The sequence below is a fragment of the Pseudomonas sp. KK4 genome (assembly GCF_001984065.1).
GTDB lineage: Bacteria > Pseudomonadota > Gammaproteobacteria > Pseudomonadales > Pseudomonadaceae > Aquipseudomonas.
Window position 1 is genome coordinate 1 of the sequence record NZ_LYVP01000105.1, and the last position, 18,281, is coordinate 18,281.

The following is an 18,281-nucleotide window of genomic DNA, read 5'->3' on the forward strand; positions in this document are numbered from 1 at the left end:
CTGGCCGCTGATCACCGGTGCCACCCTGGTGGTCGCCCGTCCGGACGGCCATCGCGACCCGGCGTACCTGAGCCAGTTGATCCAGCAGGAACAGGTCACCACTCTGCACTTCGTGCCGTCGATGTTGCGCGCGTTTGTCGAGGAGCCCACCTTGGTGAAGTGCCAGAGCCTGCGCCAGGTGTTCGCCAGTGGCGAAGCGCTGCCGGCAGACCTGGTACGGCGCTTCATGGGTCAACACCCGGCGGCGCTGATCAACCTCTATGGCCCGACCGAAGCGGCGATTGACGTCTCGGTGTGGCGTTGCTCGGTGGACGACGTCATCGTGCCAATCGGCAAACCCATCGCCAACCTGCGCCTGTACATCCTCGACGAAGCCATGCAACCGCTGCCGATCGGCAGCATCGGCGAGCTGTACATCGGCGGCGTCGGCGTGGCACGGGGCTACCTCAAGCGTCCGGAATTGACCGAGGAACGCTTCCTCGCCAGCCCGTTCATTGCCGGTGACCGCCTGTACCGCACCGGCGACCGTTGCCGCTTCCTGGCCGATGGCAACATCGAGTACCTCGGCCGTCTCGACCATCAGGTGAAGCTGCGTGGTCAGCGTATCGAGCTCGGTGAAATCGACGCGGCCTTGCTCAACCAGCCCGCCATCACCGGCGCCTGCACCCTGGTGCTGGACAACCGTCTTGTGGCGTTCTACAGCAGCAATGCACCGCAGGGGGAGCTGGGCGCAAAACTCAGCGCCGAACTGCCGGCCTACATGGTGCCGGCGGTGTGGCTCGAAGTACCGGCCCTGCCCCTGACCAGCAACGGCAAGATCGACCGCAAGGCCCTGGCCGCCCTGCCGTTGCCGCAGTCGCAAGAGGCCCGCGTAGCACCGCGCAACGCATTGGAAGCCCTGCTCTGCCAGCTGTTCGGTGAGTTGCTGGGCGAGATGATGAGCGGCGGCCGCGAGGTCGGTACCGCCGACAGTTTCTTTGCCCTGGGCGGTGATTCGATCCTCGGCCTCAAGCTGATTTCGCGGCTGCGGGAGCAGGGTTACGCCCTCACGCCGAAAGACCTGTTCCGCTCGCCGACCCCGGCGGCCCTGGCGCAGGTGGCCAGCCCGTTGCTGACCCTGGCCGAACAGGGCGAGGTCACGGGCGCCATGCCGTTGATGCCGCTGCACCAATGGTTCTTCGATCAACAGCAACCGCAGGCGGCCTACTGGAACCAGTCGGTGCTGGCCGACAGCGATCGTCACCTGGAGCCGGCGCTGGTGCAGGCGGCCCTGGATCGTCTGGTGGCTCATCACGACGCCCTGCGCCTGCGTTTCACGGAAGTTGAAGGCCAATGGCAGGCGCACATCGCAGCGGTTTCGCCTGCCTCCTTCATCTGCCTGGAACAGCCCGCGCAATTGCAGCAAGTGGCGCAAAGCCTGGACCTGCAACAGGGCCCGCTGTTCGCTGCAGCCCTGTTGCAAGGCCAACCGCAACGGCTGTACCTGGTCGCCCATCACCTGGTGGTCGACGCCGTGTCGTGGACGCCGTTGCTGGAAGATTTCCAGCAGCTGTACCAAGGCCTGGAGCGTGACGAAAACCCGACGCTGCCGGCGAAAACCACCGCCTACCGGCAGTGGGCCGAGCACATGCGCGCCCACGGCGACAAAGTTGGCGCCGAGCAGCGCTATTGGACTGCCCAGACTGGAGTCAATACATCGGCCGTGGCCACGGTCGGCGAGCGTCAAACCCTGTCGGCCCAATGGGATGCGCCCCGTACCCACCAATGGCTGACCGAGTCCCACGCGGCCTACCGCACGCAACCGGAAGAGCTGCTGATCGCCGCCCTCGCCGCCACCCTGGCCGAAGCCGAACGCCGCACCGAGATCGTGGTGGACCTGGAGCGCCACGGCCGTGATGCGCCGTTCGATGGGCTGGATGTCAGCCGCACTGTCGGTTGGTTCACCACCCTGTTCCCGCTGCGGGTGAAATCCAGCGGTGCCCCCGCTGAGCGGGTACGCGATGCCAAGGAAGCCTTGCGCGCGGTGCCGGGCAACGGCCTGGGCCATGGCCTGCTGCGTCAGCGCGGGGTGTTGCCGCCAAGTCGCGGCGACGTGCTGTTCAACTACCTGGGGCACGAACAAACCGCCGGCGGCTGGTTACGCGCCAGCAGCCTGGTGCCGCCGTCGGAAGTGGCCCTGGCCAACCGCGTCAGCCATGGCCGTGAAGTGGTGGCCTGGCTGCAGGACGGCGTGCTGCACGTGGAGTGGCACAGCGTCACGCCGGCCGCCGACAGCCGCTTGCCGGCGCGCCTGCTGGAGCACCTGCAAGCGCTGGTCGCCCATTGCCTGGACCCGCAATCGGGCGCGCTGATGCCGTCGGATTTCCCGCTGGCCAAGGGCATGAACCAGAAGTCCCTGGACATGCTGCTGAGCAAACTCAAGACAAAACCGAATTCGCAAAGCTAGCGAACCGTGCGGCGCCTGCCGGGCAGGCGCCGCGATCAAGGCTCGCCGTGTTTTTCAAGACTTTGAATGGATCACTGAAACAATGAACAACATCGAAGACATCTACTCCCTATCGCCCACCCAGCATGGGCTGTTGTTCCACAGTGTCGTTGAGCCCGATTCGCGGGTGTACTACCAGCAACTGAGCCTGGAAATCCAGGGCCCGCTGAACCTGACGGCGTTTCGCGGCGCCTGGCAGGCGTTGATGCAGCGCCACGCGGTGATGCGCAGCGCGTTCCTCTGGGAAGACCTCGACGATGCCTATCAGGTGGTGCAGCAGGACGTCGACGCGCCGGTAAACCTGCTGGACTGGCAGGACCTTACTGAGCCCCGGGAGGCCTTGCAGCAACTGGCCCTGGAACAGCGAGCGCAAGCCCTGGAACTCAATGAATCGCCGCTGATGCGCGTATGCCTGGTGCGCCTGGCGCCCCAGCGCTGGCACCTGACCTGGACCTTCCATCACATCCTGATGGACGGCTGGAGCGTGGGCATCGCGATTCAGGAATGGCTGGCGTTGTACTACGAACAGGCCCTGGGACGTCCCGCCAACCTGCCGTCGACCCGCCCCTATCGCGACTACATCGCCTGGCTGTCGGAACAGGACATGGCCGCCACCGAAAGCTTCTGGCGCAACCAGTTGCAGGACCTCAACGAGCCCACGCCGCTGCCGGACTTCGCCGTGCGCACCGCCAAGCCTGCGGGGGCGCCGTTCGCCGAACGGGAAAGCCTGCTGCAGGCCAGCGAAACCGAACAACTGTCGAGCTTCGCCCGGCGCCACGACCTGACCGTCAACACCCTGATCCAGGGTGCCTGGGCCCTGCTGCTGGGCCAGCATGCCGGGCGTGATGACGTGGTCTATGGCGTGACCGTCGCCGGCCGCCCGGAGCACCTCACGGCGGTGGAAGGCACCGTCGGCCTGTTCATCAATACCCTGCCGCTGCGGGTGCAATGGGCCGACAGCCCGGTGCTGGTGGACTGGCTGCAACAGTTGCAGCAGGCAAACAGCGACCTGCGCCACCACGCCTACCTGCCCTTGGGCAAGCTCAAGGCGATGAGCAAGATCGCCGCCGAACGGGCGCTGTTCGACTCGATCCTGGTGTTCGAAAACTTCCCGGTGACCGACGCCCTGAATCAGGACGCCGATGGCCTGAGCTTCATCGCCCCGGCCAGCGAGCAGCAGGCTGACGGCATCACCCACACCCAGGGTCGCAACCACTTCCCGCTGTCGCTGATCGTGGTGCCGGGGGAGCAACTCAATTATCTGTTCAGCTACGATCGCTGCCGCTTCAGCGATGCCGAGATCGCGGTGTTGTCGGCGCAATTGCGCGCCATCCTGCTGGCCATGACCGCGCAGCCACAGGCCCGGGTCGGCGAACTGGACTGGCTGAGCGCCGAAGAACGCCAGCAGTTGCAGGCCATCGGCAGTGGCGCAGCATTGGCGGTGCCCAACGAATGCCTGCACCAACGCTTCGAACGCATGGTTGCCGCACAGCCTGAGCAATGGGCCGTGCGCGATCACAAGGGCGCCCTGAGCTACCGCGAACTCGACCAACAGGCCAACCGCCTGAGCCAGCACCTGCGTGCCCAAGGCATCGGCCACGACAGCCTGGTGGCCCTGGCCCTGGAACGCAGCAGCGACTTCGTGATCGCCCTGCTGGCCACGCTCAAGGCCGGCGCGGCTTATCTGCCGCTGGACCTGAAACAACCGGCCGGACGCCTGGCCGACGTGCTGGTCGACAGCCGTGCTGCATTGCTGATCGGCGCTGCGCCGTCACCGTTGTTGAACCGTCTGGTCGAACACACCCCGGTGCTGTGGCTGAACGAATCGGCGTCTGTCATCGCCGCCCAGCCGGACACCGCGCCCGCCGTGGAGCACAGCCCGAGCGATGCCGCCTACGTGATCTACACCTCGGGCTCCACCGGCACGCCCAAAGGCGTGGTGGTCGAGCACCAGGCCATCGTCGACTACGTCACGGCAGTGCAAGCGGTGCTCAAGCCGCCGGTCAATGCCCGTTACGGCATGCTGTCCAGCGTTGCCGCCGACCTGGGCCACACCCAATTGTTCGGCGCCCTGTGCACCGGCGGCAGCCTGTTGCTGGTGGACGACGACAGCGGCTTCAGCCCGCTGGCCCTGGCCGAGCTGTTCAGCCAGTACCCGATCGATGTACTGAAAATCACCCCAAGCCACCTCGGCGGCCTGTTGCAGGCCCTGCCGGACGCACGCCTGTTGCCCAACGCCCTGCTGGTGTTCGGTGGCGATGCCCTCACCCCGGCGCTGCTGGACAAGGTCAACGGCCTGGCCCCGGACCTGAAGGTGTTCAACCACTACGGCCCGAGCGAGGCCACCGTCGGCGCGATTGCCACGCAACTGCCCCTCGGCCTGCGCAGCATTGCCCTGGGCCGTCCCCTGCCCAACCGTCAGTTGCGAGTGGTCGACGCCAATGGTCAGCAGGTCGCCACCGGGGTATCGGGCGAGCTGTTGATCAGCGGCGCCCTGGCCCGTGGCTACCTGCACCGGCAGGACCTGACCGACGAGCGCTTCCATGTCGATGCCCAACAGCAACGCTGGTACCGCACTGGCGACCGGGTGCGCTGGCTGGTGGATGGCCAGGTGGCGTTCCTCGGCCGGGTCGACAGCCAGGTGAAAATTCGCGGCAATCGCCTGGAACTGGGGGAAGTCGAGGCGCAGATCAAGCGCCTGTCGCCGATGATCGAACAGGCCCTGGTGCGTGCCGTGGAACTCGATGGCGGCCTGCGCCTGGTGGCGTGGCTGGTCTCCAGCCAGTCGCTGTCGCCGGCCAAGCTGCGTGACGACCTGGCCATGCGCGTACCGGACTACATGGTGCCCGCGCACTTCATCAGCCTCGACGAACTGCCGCTCAACCGTAACGGCAAGGTCGACGCGTCGCGCCTGCCGCTGCCGCAAAAACCGGTCGATGACAGCGCCAGCCACATCGCTCCACGTAACGATGTAGAGGCGCTGCTGGCGCAGATCTGGCAGGACGTGCTGAAGCTGGAACGGGTCGGCGTGCAGGACAACTTCTTCGCCCTCGGCGGGGACTCGATCCTCAACCTGCAGATCATCGCCCGCGCCAACCAGCAGGGCCTCAAGCTCACCCCGCGCCAGTTGTTCGAAAACCGCACCATCGCCGACATCGCCCGGGTGCTGGGGGCTGACGCCAGCAACGCCGTGGCGGAAAACCTCGCCGAGGGTTACGAATTGCCCCTGGGCGCCGGCCAACTGGCGCGTCTGGAGCAGGATTCGCTGGCAGCTACATGGCGCTGCGTGGCGCTCAGCCAGAGCATCGACAGCGACTTGCTGAGCCGGGCGATCACAGCCTTGCAACAGCACCATCAGGCCTTGCGCCTGGGGTTGCAGGCACTGCCCGATGGTCAGTGGCAGCAGCGGGTGATGGTCGCGCCGAAGGCCCCGATCGTCAGCGTTCGAACTGTCGAAGCCTTGAACCCGGAAGGTCTGCAAACATTGGCCCAGGCCGGTGTCGACGCCTTGGAGCTGAGCGCGGGGCAAACCCTGCACGCCAGTCTGCTGAACCATGGCGACCAGCCTTATGTGTTGCTCGCCGCGCACCCATTGTGCGTGGACGAAGCGTCCTGGTCGCTGCTGCTCACGGACCTCAACCTGGCCCTGGCGCAGTTGCTGTATCAGCGGCCGGTGCGCCTGTCCTACAACGGCGGTGACTTCACCCACTGGACCCGCCACCAGCAACACCACGCCCAGGGCGATGGGCTGGACGAGGCTTGGGAGCACTGGCTGCAATTCGCCGGCATGGACACCCTGCAACTGCCTGACAGCCAGCAGCAGAGCAGCGTGGTCGAACAGACGCTGCCAGCCGACACCTCCCGCGAGCTCAAGCGTTTGGGTGACGTTCTGCAACTGGATTGGAACAGCCTGCTGGCCAGCGCCGTCATCGAGCAATGCCGCGAGCATGGCAAAGGCCTGATCGTGCTGAACCTGCAAGGTGCCCGCCCGCCGGCGGATCGTCTGCCGGTCGACGCGCCGATTGCCCTGGCCGACCTCGACCCGACCCGTCTGATCGGCGCCCTGGAGCTGGCGGCCCCCTTCTTCCTTCAGCCCGAAGGCGACAGCCTGCTGCAACGTTTGCAGGCCACCGCGGCGCAACTGCGCGCCTACCCGCAACTCGGTGCCGACTACGGCGCCCTGCGCTACCTGTCGGACAACACCTACCTGCAAGAACCGCTGCGCGAGCTGCCTGCCGCACCCGTCGCCATCCGCTGGCTGGGCGACCGCGACGGCCACCGCGAACAACGGGGCATCCTGGCGAAGGTCGAGGCCGCCCATCAGCCGTCGGCCGCCAACTGCCCGCTGACCCTGGACGCGTTCTGGCAGGACGGCCAGTTGCACCTGCGCTGCGAAGGCGCGCTGGCCGCCAGCTGGGCCTCGCAACTGCAGCAACGACTGACCGAGCTGGCCGGCCTGCTCGCGCAACCTGATCTGCGCCCCGCCAGCCAGGCCTTCGCCCTGTGCCACAGGCAAGCGGCAACGCTGGCGTCCGAGCCGCTGGACTGGCCGAACATCGAGGACTTGTATCCGCTGTCGTCGATGCAACAGGGCATGCTGCTGCACACCCTGCTGCAACCCCACAGCGGCATCTACCTGATGCAACAGCGCTACAGCTGGGACGGCGCCCTGCAACGCACGGCGATGGAAGCGGCGTGGCAAGTGTTCCTCGACCGCCACCCGATGATGCGCACCGCGTTCTGGTGGCAGGACGATCACGAGCCGCTGCAATGCGTGTACCGCCAGACCGACCCGGCCTTCGAATGGCAAGACCTGCGCCACCTCGACCCGCAGCAGCAGACCCTGGCCATGGACCAGGCGCTGGAAGCGCAGCGCCAGCAAGGTTTCGACATGGCCCGCGCGCCGCTGACCCACCTGCGGATTTTCCAGCTCGATGACCGCCGTTTCGCCGTGGTGCGCAGCTTCCACCACATCCTGACCGATGCCTGGTGCTTCGGCCTGCTGATGGAAGACCTGCTGGCGATCTACCAGGCGATCGTGCGTCAGGAGCCCGTGGCCCGTCCGCGTTTCCGTTCGTTCCGTGGCTACATGAGCTGGCTGGAGCGCCACGACATGGCCGCCGCCCACGCCTTCTGGCAAGCCGACCTGGCGGGTTTCAGCGAACCGACGCCGTTGCACGTCGACAGCCCGGTGGCCCGTCCCGAGCAGGCGCCGGAAGCTGTCGGCGACATGGACCGGACCCTGAACATCAGCCAGACCCAGCGTTTGCAGCAGCTGTGCCAGCACTACCAACTGACCCCCAACACCTGGATCCAGGGCGCCTGGGCACTGTTGCTGTCGCGCTACAGCGGCCATCGCGACGTGCTGTTCGGCGTCACCGTGGCCGGTCGCCCTACCGAGCTGGCCGGGGTCGAGGAAATGGTCGGGATCTTCATCAATAGCCTGCCGCTGCGAATCGACGTCGACCCGCAAGCGCAGGTGTCCGAGTGGCTACAGGCGCTGCTGTCGCACAACGCAAAACTGCGCGAGCACGAAAGCGCCTCGCTGGTGGACATTCAGCGTTGCAGCGGCGTGCCCCGTGGCCAGCAGTTGTTCGACAGCCTGGTGGTGTTCGAGAACGCGCCGCTGGACATCAGCAGCGTGCAACTGGACGACTTCAGCATCGATATCTATGAAGACCGGGTGCACACCAACTTCCCGATGACCGTGGTGCTCTACCCCGGCGATCGCCTGGGCATTCGCCTGTCCTACGACAATCAGCGGTTTGCCGCCGACACTGTGCAGCGCATGCTCGGGCATCTGGTGCAGTTGTTGTCGAGCATGCTCGATGAACCCGAGGCCACATTGGGCAGCCTGCACATGTTGCCCGAAGCGGAACGCCAGCAATTGCAGATCGAATGCAACCGCACAGACGTCGATTTCCCGCTGGAACGCGGCTACGCGGCGCTGTTCGCCGAACAGGCCCAACGCCGGGCGCAGCACATCGCTGCGGTGTGCCAGGGCCAATCCCTGACCTACGCCGAGCTGGACCGCCGCGCCAACGGCATCGCCCACGCGCTGCAAGCAGCCGGGGTCGGTCCGGAAACCCTGGTGGCGCTGTTCGCCGAACGCGACCTGGCGCTGCTGACCATGATGATCGCCACGCTCAAGGCCGGCGCCGCGTTCCAGGCCCTGGATATCCAGCAGCCGCCTGCGCGCCTGGCTGAACTGCTGGACCTGGGTCAGGCACCGTTACTACTGGTGTGTGAAAACGCAACGGCCGCCCTGGATCAGGTGCTGCCGCACCTGCAACAGCAGCCGAGCTGCCTGATCGCCCAGACCCTGTGGCAAGGCGCCGAAAAACCAGCGGTCAGCTACACCCACGACCCTGACCAGTTGGCCTACGTGATCTTCACCTCGGGCTCCACCGGCACGCCAAAAGGCGTGATGGTCGAACAGCGCGGCATGCTCAACAACATGTTCGGCAAGGTCCCGGCCCTGGGCCTGGGCGAGCACGACCGCATCGCCCAGACCGCATCGCCAGCGTTCGACATCAGCGTATGGCAGTTCCTCGCCGCGCCGCTGTTCGGTGCCACCGTGCACATCCTGCCGGACGCCCAGGCCCACGATCCGCTGGCCCTGCTCGAGGCCGTCCAGGACAACCACCTGACCCTGCTGGAAACCGTGCCGGCGCTGATTCGCGGCATGCTTCAGGAAAGCCAGGCGCAACACAGCCTGAGCAGCCTGCGCTGGCTGCTGCCCACCGGCGAAGCGCTGCCACCGGCATTGGCGCGGGACTGGTGCGCGCGCTTCCCGGCGATCCCGATGATGAACGCCTACGGCCCGGCGGAGTGCTCCGACGACGTCGCCTTCCATGCCATCACTCAGGCGCCGGACGCCGACTGCCTGCACATGCCGATCGGCACCCCGACCGCCAACAACCGGATGTTCGTGCTCGATGCCGACCTGCGCCTGGTGCCCATCGGCGTGCCTGGTGAGTTGTGCATTGGTGGCGTGGGCGTCGGTCGCGGTTATCTGCGCGACCCGCAACGTACCCGCGAAGCGTTCGTGCCGCACCCGTTCGAACCGGGCGCACGCCTGTATCGCACCGGCGACATCGGGCGGATGCGCGCCGATGGCGTGTTCGAATACCTCGGCCGTCGCGACCAGCAGGTAAAAATTCGCGGCTTCCGGATCGAGCTGGGGGAAATCGAAAACCGCCTGATGCAGCACCCGGCGGTGAGCAGCGCGGCAGTCCTGGCCTTGCCGGATGCCCGCGGCGCCCTGCAATTGGTGGCCTGGTACGTGCTCGACAGCGCCGCCAACTTGGGTGGCGAATCTGCGCAACAGCTGCTGAGCGCCTACCTGGGCAGCCAACTGGCGGCCTACATGGTGCCCGCGCGCTGGCTGGAGCTGGCGCACTTGCCGCTCAACGCCAACGGCAAGGTCGACCGCCGTGCCCTCGCCGCCCTCGACCTGCCGCAGGCCGAGCAGGATCAACAGCAGCGCGTGGCGCCGCGTACGGCCACCGAAGCAGTGTTGGCGCAGATCTGGCAAGGCCTGCTCGGCCTGGACACTGTCGGCGTGCATGACGACTTCTTCGCCATCGGCGGCCACTCGCTGCTGGCCACCCAGATGCTGTCGCGGATTCGCCGTCGCCTGGAGGTCAACCTGCCGCTGCGCATCGTCTTTGAAGGCGGCACCCTGGAACAACTGGCCGAGGTGGTTGATCGGCAACGGGACGGCCAGATCGCGGTCGAGCGTGACAGCGAGATCGTCCGCGTGCCGCGCGACCAGACGTTGCCGCTGTCCTACGCCCAGCAACGGCTGTGGTTCCTTGATCGCTTCGAAGGCCCGAGCGCGGCCTACAACATGGGCTCGGTGGTGCGCTTGCGTGGCGCGTTGGACATCGCCGCGCTGCAAGCAGCGTTGCAATCGGTGCTGGAGCGTCATGAGTCGCTGCGCACCGCTTTCGAACTCAAGGGCGAACAGCCTTGCCAGGTGATCAGCGCGGTGCCGACGGTCGACCTGACGCCTGCCGATCTGGAGCACCTGGCCGGCGAACAGCAGGCGCAAGCCCTGCAACACCTGATCGATGAACAGGCCTCGCGCTCCTTCGATCTGCAACAGGCGCCGATGCTGCGCGCCAGCCTGCTGCGCCTGGGCACCGACGATCACGTGCTGCAACTGGTGCTGCACCACATCGCCACCGACGCCTGGTCCATGGGCATCCTGATGCAGGAGCTGATCACCGGTTACCTGGCGTTCTCCAATGGTTCGACGCCGGTGTTCGCGCCGCTGCCGATCCAGTACGCCGACTACGCCCACTGGCAACGCAGCGAGCCGCAACAGCGCCTGCTGGCCCAGGCTATCGACTACTGGCGACGCCAGCTCGACGGCGCGCCGACGGTGATCCCGTTGCCGCTGGACCGCCCTCGCCCGGCTCGCCCGGACTACCGGGGCGCGTCCTTGCAACAGCGCTTCACGGCGGCACAAACCCAGGTGCTCAAGGCCTATGCGCAAGAGCAACGGGCGACCCTGTTCATGGTCCTGCTCAATGCCTTCAACAGCCTGCTGCAAAGGGCCGGCGGCGCCCACGACTTCATCGTCGGCACCGACCTGGCCAACCGCGAACACCCGGCGGTGGAAAATCTGATCGGCTTCTTCGTCAACGTGCTGCCGATCCGCGCCCGCCTCACCGAAGGCGAACCGTTCGACGCCCGCCTGCAACGCCTGCGGGAAGATTGCCTGTCGGCGTTCCAGCACCAGCAGGTGCCGTTCGACAAACTGGTCGAGGCCCTGCAGCCGCCGCGCACGCCGGGGGTCAACCCGCTGGTGCAGGTGCTGTTCGTCATGCAGAACACCCCAGGCGCCAACGCCAGCCTGCCCGGCCTGGAGGTCGAGGAGTACCTGGTAGCGGGCCAAGAGAACAGCAAGTTCGACCTCGCGGTCTTCGTCGAGGAAGACGACGAGCAAGGCCTGAGCGTGCGCTGGGTGTACCGCACCAGCGTGCTCGACGCGCCGACCGTCCACCATCTTGAACAAGGCTTCGAAAGCCTGCTGGAGCGAATCGTGAGTGAACCGACCAAGGCCCTGGATGATTGGTCGTGGCGCCTGGCGCCGGGCAGCGACAGCGCAGTGGCCGAACCTGAGGCAGCGGTCGACGACGCCGCCGCCCGCAGTGCCCGCAAACTGTCGAAGATGAGCAAGCTCAAGCAAACCCGCGCCACCGCCGTGAGCCAGTTGCCCCATGAACAGGTGCGCATCCGCACCCTGATCGACGGGCAAGCCTTGCCCTTGGTGATCGAACCGCTGCTCGGCGATCTGGACCCTGTGCACTGGGCACTGCAAGCCCGGCCGTGGATCAACGAGCAGTTGCGCACCCACGGCGGCCTGTTGTTCCGTGGCTTCAACCTGCCGGATGCCGCGGCGTTCGAACAGTTCGCCCAAGCCATCGAGCCGGATCTGTATGGCACCTACGGCGACCTGCCGAAAAACACCTCGGGCAAGAACATCTATCACTCCACGCCGTACCCTGAACAACACATGATCCTGTTCCACAACGAGAGCTCGCACCTGCCGCAATGGCCGCGCAAGCAGTGGTTCTTCTGCGAGATCCCGGCCCCGCGCGGCGGCTGCACGCCGATCGTCGATTGCCGTCAGGTGCTGGCGCGCCTGCCGGAAGACATCGTTGCCCGACTCAAGGCCCAGGGCCTGCTGTACGTGCGCCACTTCACCGACAAGCTGGACGTGCGCTGGCAGGACTTCTTCAAGACCGAACAACGGGAAGACGTCGAACGCCAGTGCCTGCAAACCGGCATGCAATGGGAGTGGCTGGGGGCCGATAACCTGCGCATCGCCCAGCACTGCCCGGCCATCGTCGCCCATCCGGACACCGGGGAGCTGTCGTTCTTCAACCAGGTGCAACTGCACCACAGCGCGTGCCTGGAACCGGAAGTGCGGGCCAACCTGATCAATCTGTTCGGCCTCGGCAACCTGCCGCGCAACGTGTACTACGGCGACGGCAGCGTGATCGAAGATGCGGTGATGGAAGTGATCGGTGCCGCCTACGAAGACTGCGCCGTGCGGTTCGCCTGGCAGAAAGGTGACATGGTGATGCTCGACAACATGCTGGTGGCCCATGCCCGGGACCCGTTCGAGGGTGAGCGCAAGATCTGCGTCGCCATGGGGCAGATGATGAACCGCGAACAACTGGCCAAGGCCACGGAGGTGCAGGCATGACCGCTTTCGAAAAGCGCGAAGCCGCGTTCGCCCTCTCGCCGCAGCAACGCAGCCAGTGGCTGGCGGGGTTGCCCGAGGCGCGCCTGGAACTGGAGATGACCGGGGAGTTGGAGCTGACCCGCTTGCAGGAGCGACTGGCTGCACTGAGTGCCTGTCATGAAGCGCTGCGCCTGCGAGTGCGGCCTGAGCCGGGTTTGCAAGTGCCGTTGCAGGTGGTCGAGGACGCAGCGCCAGAGGCCATCCGCGTCGAGGTGAATTCGCCGAACCGGGTGACCCTGCACCTGCCGGCGCTGGCGGCCGATCGCGGCACCTTGTTGCGGCTGGCCCGGGCATTGGGTTCTGCGTCTGCACCGGTGGCCGATGACGACGCCATGACCTACATCCAGTACAGCGCCTGGCTGCAGGACTTGCAGGCCGATGAAGATGCCGAGCATGGCCGGCGCTTCTGGGCGGGCCAAGCGCTGGATGAGCAGGCTGGCGGTGAACTGCTGTACCGCGAGGTTCGCAGCGATTGCGGCGATGCGCCGATCACCACTCGGTTGATTGCCAGTGCAGCATTGAGCACAGCGCTGGACGGTTTCTGCCAGCGTCACGACGCCTCGCCGGAACAGGTGCTGATGACCGCCTGGGGCGTGCTGCTGCAACGCCTGAGCACCGGCGACAGTCCGGCACTGACCCTGAACTGGGTCCACGATTGCCGGGATGATTACGAGGAACTCGCCGAGTGCTGGGGTTTGTTCGCCAAGGCCTTGCCCCTGTGCTTTGAGCCGGCGGCGCACGGCCACTTTGCCCAGGCTCTGGCGCAGGTACAGACCGGTTGCGAACAGGCCACGGAATGGCAGGAATATTGCGCCACCGCCGAAACGTCTCGTTATGGCTTCCAGTGGAGCGCAGGACCTGGCGATCGATTCAATACCCTGGGCAGCAGCGCCTCGACCTTCCAGGTGCTGGACGTCCATGCCATCGCTCCGGGCATCGAATTGTTGCTGGTGGCCGAGGCCTTCGAGGGCGGCTATCGCCTGAATCTGTGCCACCTGCCCAATCGCTACAGCGAGCACGCGGCGCTGGTGCTGCTGGAGCAATTGCAGTCGCTGCTGCTCGATGCATTGAGCGAACCGGGCAAGCCTTTGGCCGGGTTGTCGCTGCAATCGTCACGCTTCACCACGGCACTGGATGCGTTGCACGGTCCGTTCGCGCCGCCGCCCTTTGTCAGTGTGCCGGCAGCGTTCAGTCAGCGTGCCGCGCAATTGCCCGATCACCTGGCCCTGCGTGACGCTGCGCAACACATGAGCTACGCCGAACTGGACGCCCGCAGCAATCAGTTGGCGCACTACCTGCGGGCCCAGGGTGTGGGTCGCGAGGATCGTGTGGCGCTGTACCTGGACCGTTCGGCGTCGATGGTGCTGGCCATGCTCGCGGTGCTCAAGAGCGGCGCGGCGTTCGTGCCGCTGGACGTGCACCAGCCGGCGCAGCGTTCCCTGGGCATTCTGCAACAGGCGCAAGCGGTGTTTGTCCTCAGTGGCTCGGCCGGTGCCGCCCCAGCCCTGCCTGCCGCTGGCAGCCTCGATCTGCGGGATACCGCGCTCTGGCAGCAAGGTCCGCTGACCGCGCTGACTGTGGAGATTCAGCCGCAGGATGCCGCCTATGTGCTGTTCACTTCCGGCAGCACCGGCGCGCCCAAGGGCGTAATCGTCGAGCACGCTCAACTGGCCAGTTACGTCGCCAGCGTGAGCCGCCGCCTGCAGCTCCAACCCGGCGAGCGCAGCGCGGTGGTCACGGCGCTGGCGGCCGACCTGGGCTACACCTTGCTGTTCCCGGCGCTGACCAGCGGCGGCGAGCTGCATGTGCTGGACAAGGACACGGCCATGGACGCCCAGGCCTGGGCGGCGTGGCAGGCGCAGTACCCGATCGATCACCTGAAAATCGTGCCATCGCTGCTCGATGCCTGGCTGATTCATGCCCAGAGCGCTGCGGTATTGCCACTTAAACAATTGATCCTCGGCGGTGAAACCTGCTCTCGGCGTCTGTTGCAGAGCCTGCGCGAGCTGGCGCCGAGCCTGGCGGTCTTCAACCACTACGGCCCGACCGAAGCCACGGTCGGGGTGGCGATGCACCGGCTCGATCCGGCCTGTGATTATCGGCGTTTGCCTCTGAGCGAACGTCTGGACGGTATGCGCCTGTATCTGCTCGATGAGCAACGGCATCCGGTCGCACCGGGGGTGAACGCCGAGCTCTATATCGCCGGCCCGCAAGTGGCGCGGGGGTACCTGGATGCGCAACAGAGCAGCGAACGGTTCATCGATGTGGCGGGTGAGCGCCTGTACCGCACCGGCGACATGGCGCGTTATCGGCATGACGGCAGCCTGGAGATCACCGGGCGCGCCGATCGCCAGGTGAAAATCCGTGGTTTCCGGGTGGAACTGGACGAAATCCAGACACAGCTGGCGAGCCTGTCAGGCGTCGCTCAGGCGGCGGTGGAGTGCCTGTCCAAGGGCGAGTTGGGCCAGCAATTGTTCGCCTTCCTGACCCTGGCGCCGGGGCAGTCGGCCACGGTCGCGCAGCTGCATGGCCAGGCTCAGGATCGTCTGCCGGACTACATGCTGCCTGCCCTGCGTATCGTTGAAGCCCTGCCGCTGATGGCCAACGGCAAGCTTGATCGCAAGACCTTGCAGCAATGGGCGGACAAGGTACTCGACAGCGTTGGCGGTGCCCTGCCGCGCACGCCATTGGAAGCGCTGCTGGCCGAGGTCTGGGCGCAGGTGCTGGGCCTGGAGCGGGTCGGCATCGACGATGATTTCTTTGAGTTGGGCGGCCACTCGCTGGCGGCGGTGACCCTGGCCAGTCGCTTGCAGACGGCGCTGTCGGCGCCGGTGACGGTCAATGCGGTGTTCACCGCGCCGAGTGTTTCGGCATTCGCGGCACTGGTGCAGGCGCAGCTCAAGCTGTCGCCGCTGGTGAGGCTGTCGGCGGCGGACACTGCGCAGGGGCCCAACCTGTTCTGTTTCCATCCTTCCACCGGCCATGTGCAGGACTATCGTTCGCTGCGTTCGCCACTGCCGGGCTGGAACCTGTGGGGGCTGCAGGCGGCTTATCTGGCCGATGACAGCACCAATCTGGGAGGGGACATCGACAGCCTTGCGGCGCTCTACGTCGAGCATCTGCGCGAGCAGCAACCACAGGGGCCTTATCACTTGTTGGGCTTTTCCCTCGGCGGGCTGTTGGCGATTGCCGCCGCCGCGCACCTGGAGCGTCAAGGCGAGCAGGTGGTCTTCCTCGGTATTGTCGATTCGCAGTACCAGCATCAGGCGCCCGAAGAGAGCGTCGAAGCATTGCTCGCTTCGGCGCTGCCGGCCCTGACACTGGACAGCCAGACCTTGATGCGGCAGTTGCCGCCAGTACAGCTCGCGCAATTGACCGCACGACTGGAGTCCCTGGCGCCAGCGCAGCGACTGCCGGAACTGGTGCAATGGGCGCGTCAGCAGGGTCTGCAACTGGACGGCGACAACTGGGAGCACCTGCAAACGCGGCTGCGTTACCAGCAGCACACCCAGCATCTGTTGGCGACGTTCCAGCCGCCGCGGTTAAGCTGTGACGTGGCTGTCTGGTGGGCCAGCGACACCCTGGCCGATGGGCATTTCGTCGACCCGCACTGGGAACGGCTGAGCAGTGGGTCGTTGACCCGCGACGTGATCCCGGCGCAACACCTGACTATCCTTGAGCAACGCACCTTGCATGAGCAATTGGTCGCGCGGCTCAAGGCCTTCACCCCTGTCGGAGCGGTTTGAAATGGATTTGTTGATACTCATGGCCAAGCGCTCCTGGCGCGCGCTGCTGGTCGCGACCCTGACGGGCCTGATCTGCGGCCTGGCGGCGGCGGGCCTGATCGCCATGATCAACCAGAGCCTGGAAGTGTTCGATCAGTTGCGGCCCACCGATGGCCTGTACTTTGCCGCGCTGGTGCTGCTGGTGGCCGTGTCCCGGGTCATCGCCGACGTCAGCCTGCTGCGCCTGGGCCAAGGTGCCGTGCACGACATGCGCCTGCACCTGAGCGCCAAGCTGATCGATACCCCGTACGCGAAGTTGCAACGCTTGGGTAAACATCGTTTGCTGGCGATGCTGACCGACGATACCCAAACCATCAGCCAGGCGGTGGAGCTGGTGCCGATCCTGTTGGTCAACGCCGGCATCATCGCGGCCTGCCTGGGCTACCTGGGCTGGCTGAGCCTGCCGCTGCTGGGCCTGACGCTGCTGCTGATCGTACTCGGCAGCCTCAGTTTCAACTGGCCGCAACGCCGGGCCCTGACCTCGATCTCCCGCGCCCGGGAGCTCAAGGATCAGTTGTTCGATCAATACCGGTTGCTCACCGATGGCAGCAAGGAACTGCAGCTCAACCACCCGCGTCGCCAGCATTTCTTCAGCCGCCTGCTGCTGCCCGTGAGCCTGCAGTACCGCAAGGATTTCGTGCGTGGCATGAGCATCTACGCGGTGGTGCTGAACTGGGGCAACGCGGTGTTCTACATGCTGATCGGCGTGGTGCTGTTCGTCGCGCCGCACTTCATCGAACTGAGCGCCAGCCTGGTCACCGGCTACATCCTGGCGATCCTGTACATGATCACCCCGCTGTCGGAGCTGATGCATGCCCTGCCCACCCTCGGCCGGGCCAGCGTCGCGCTGAACAAGATCCGCGCGCTTGAAGGCGAGATGGAAACCGCCAGCGAGACCGTCGAGACCCTCCCGACGACTCAGGTGCGCAACCTGGTCTGCCGTCAGGTCGCCCACACCTACTACCGCGAACGGGAGGACGGCCATTTCACCCTGGGCCCTATCGACCTGACCCTCAATGCCGGCGAGGTGGTGTTCATCACCGGTGGCAACGGCAGCGGCAAAACCACCCTGGCCATGCTGCTGACCGGCCTCTACCGGCCGGAAAGCGGTGACATCCTGCTCGACGAGCAAGTGTCCTCGGCCAACGACAACCACCATTACCGCCAGCATTTCTCGGCGATCTTCACCGACTTCTGCCTGTTCGAAAACCTGCTCAACGGCGACGATCCGCAACGGGTGCAGCAGGCTCAGGAATACCTGGTGCACCTGCAGCTGGACCACAAGGTGCAGATCGAAGACGGAAAAATGACCACCCTGGCCCTGTCCACCGGCCAACGCAAACGCCTGGCCCTGCTCAGCGCCTACCTGGAAGACCGCCCGTGCTACCTGTTCGATGAATGGGCGGCCGATCAGGACCCGGTGTTCAAGCAGTTCTTCTACGACCGGATCCTCACGGACCTGCGCGAGCGCGGAAAACTGGTGATCGTCATTTCCCATGACGATGCATACTTCGGCCTGGCGGATCGATTGATTCGGATTGAGAGCGGGATGCTCAGCGACATAACGGTGCGTGCCGAGGCTGGGAGGGTTGCGCAGGCCAAAGCCTAGATGCCATGCGACCTGATTTTGCGGATGTACTCAATCCAGGTTGGGAGCGGCGTGCACATATTTTGTGAACAACACCCACCCCTGTAGGAGCCGAGCTTGCTCGCGATGGTCGTCCAGGCGACGCGGGGAGTCAGACAGCCA

At 65.8% G+C, this 18,281-nt stretch carries 4 protein-coding genes; all 4 read left to right on the plus strand.

Annotated features, from left to right (window positions below):
- The coding region (locus tag B0W55_RS23955) for a condensation domain-containing protein (RefSeq protein ID WP_139340966.1) at positions 1–2,446 on the plus strand (2,446 nt) is incomplete at its 5' end.
- A gap of 82 nt (positions 2,447–2,528) precedes the next feature.
- Positions 2,529–12,707 carry a non-ribosomal peptide synthetase gene (locus B0W55_RS23960; protein WP_077048386.1) on the plus strand — a complete coding sequence of 3,393 codons (10,179 nt, stop codon included), beginning with the start codon at positions 2,529–2,531 and terminating at the stop codon, positions 12,705–12,707.
- Entirely contained in the window at positions 12,704–16,492 is a 3,789-nt protein-coding gene (locus tag B0W55_RS23965) for a non-ribosomal peptide synthetase (protein WP_077048387.1), read from the plus strand. The genes B0W55_RS23960 and B0W55_RS23965 overlap by 4 nt, the downstream gene beginning before the upstream one ends.
- 1 nt (position 16,493) lies before the next feature.
- Positions 16,494–18,140 carry a cyclic peptide export ABC transporter gene (locus tag B0W55_RS23970; RefSeq protein ID WP_077048388.1) on the plus strand — a complete coding sequence of 549 codons (1,647 nt, stop codon included), beginning with the start codon at positions 16,494–16,496 and terminating at the stop codon, positions 18,138–18,140.
- The last annotated feature ends 141 nt before the right edge of the window (positions 18,141–18,281 follow it).

Bases quoted from the DNA above. Each gene is read 5' to 3' on its own strand.
- B0W55_RS23960 (WP_077048386.1), top strand. From the start codon at position 2,529: ATGAACAACATCGAAGACATCTACTCCCTATCGCCCACCCAGCATGGG.
- B0W55_RS23965 (WP_077048387.1), top strand. From the start codon at position 12,704: ATGACCGCTTTCGAAAAGCGCGAAGCCGCGTTCGCCCTCTCGCCGCAG.
- B0W55_RS23970 (WP_077048388.1), top strand. From the start codon at position 16,494: ATGGATTTGTTGATACTCATGGCCAAGCGCTCCTGGCGCGCGCTGCTG.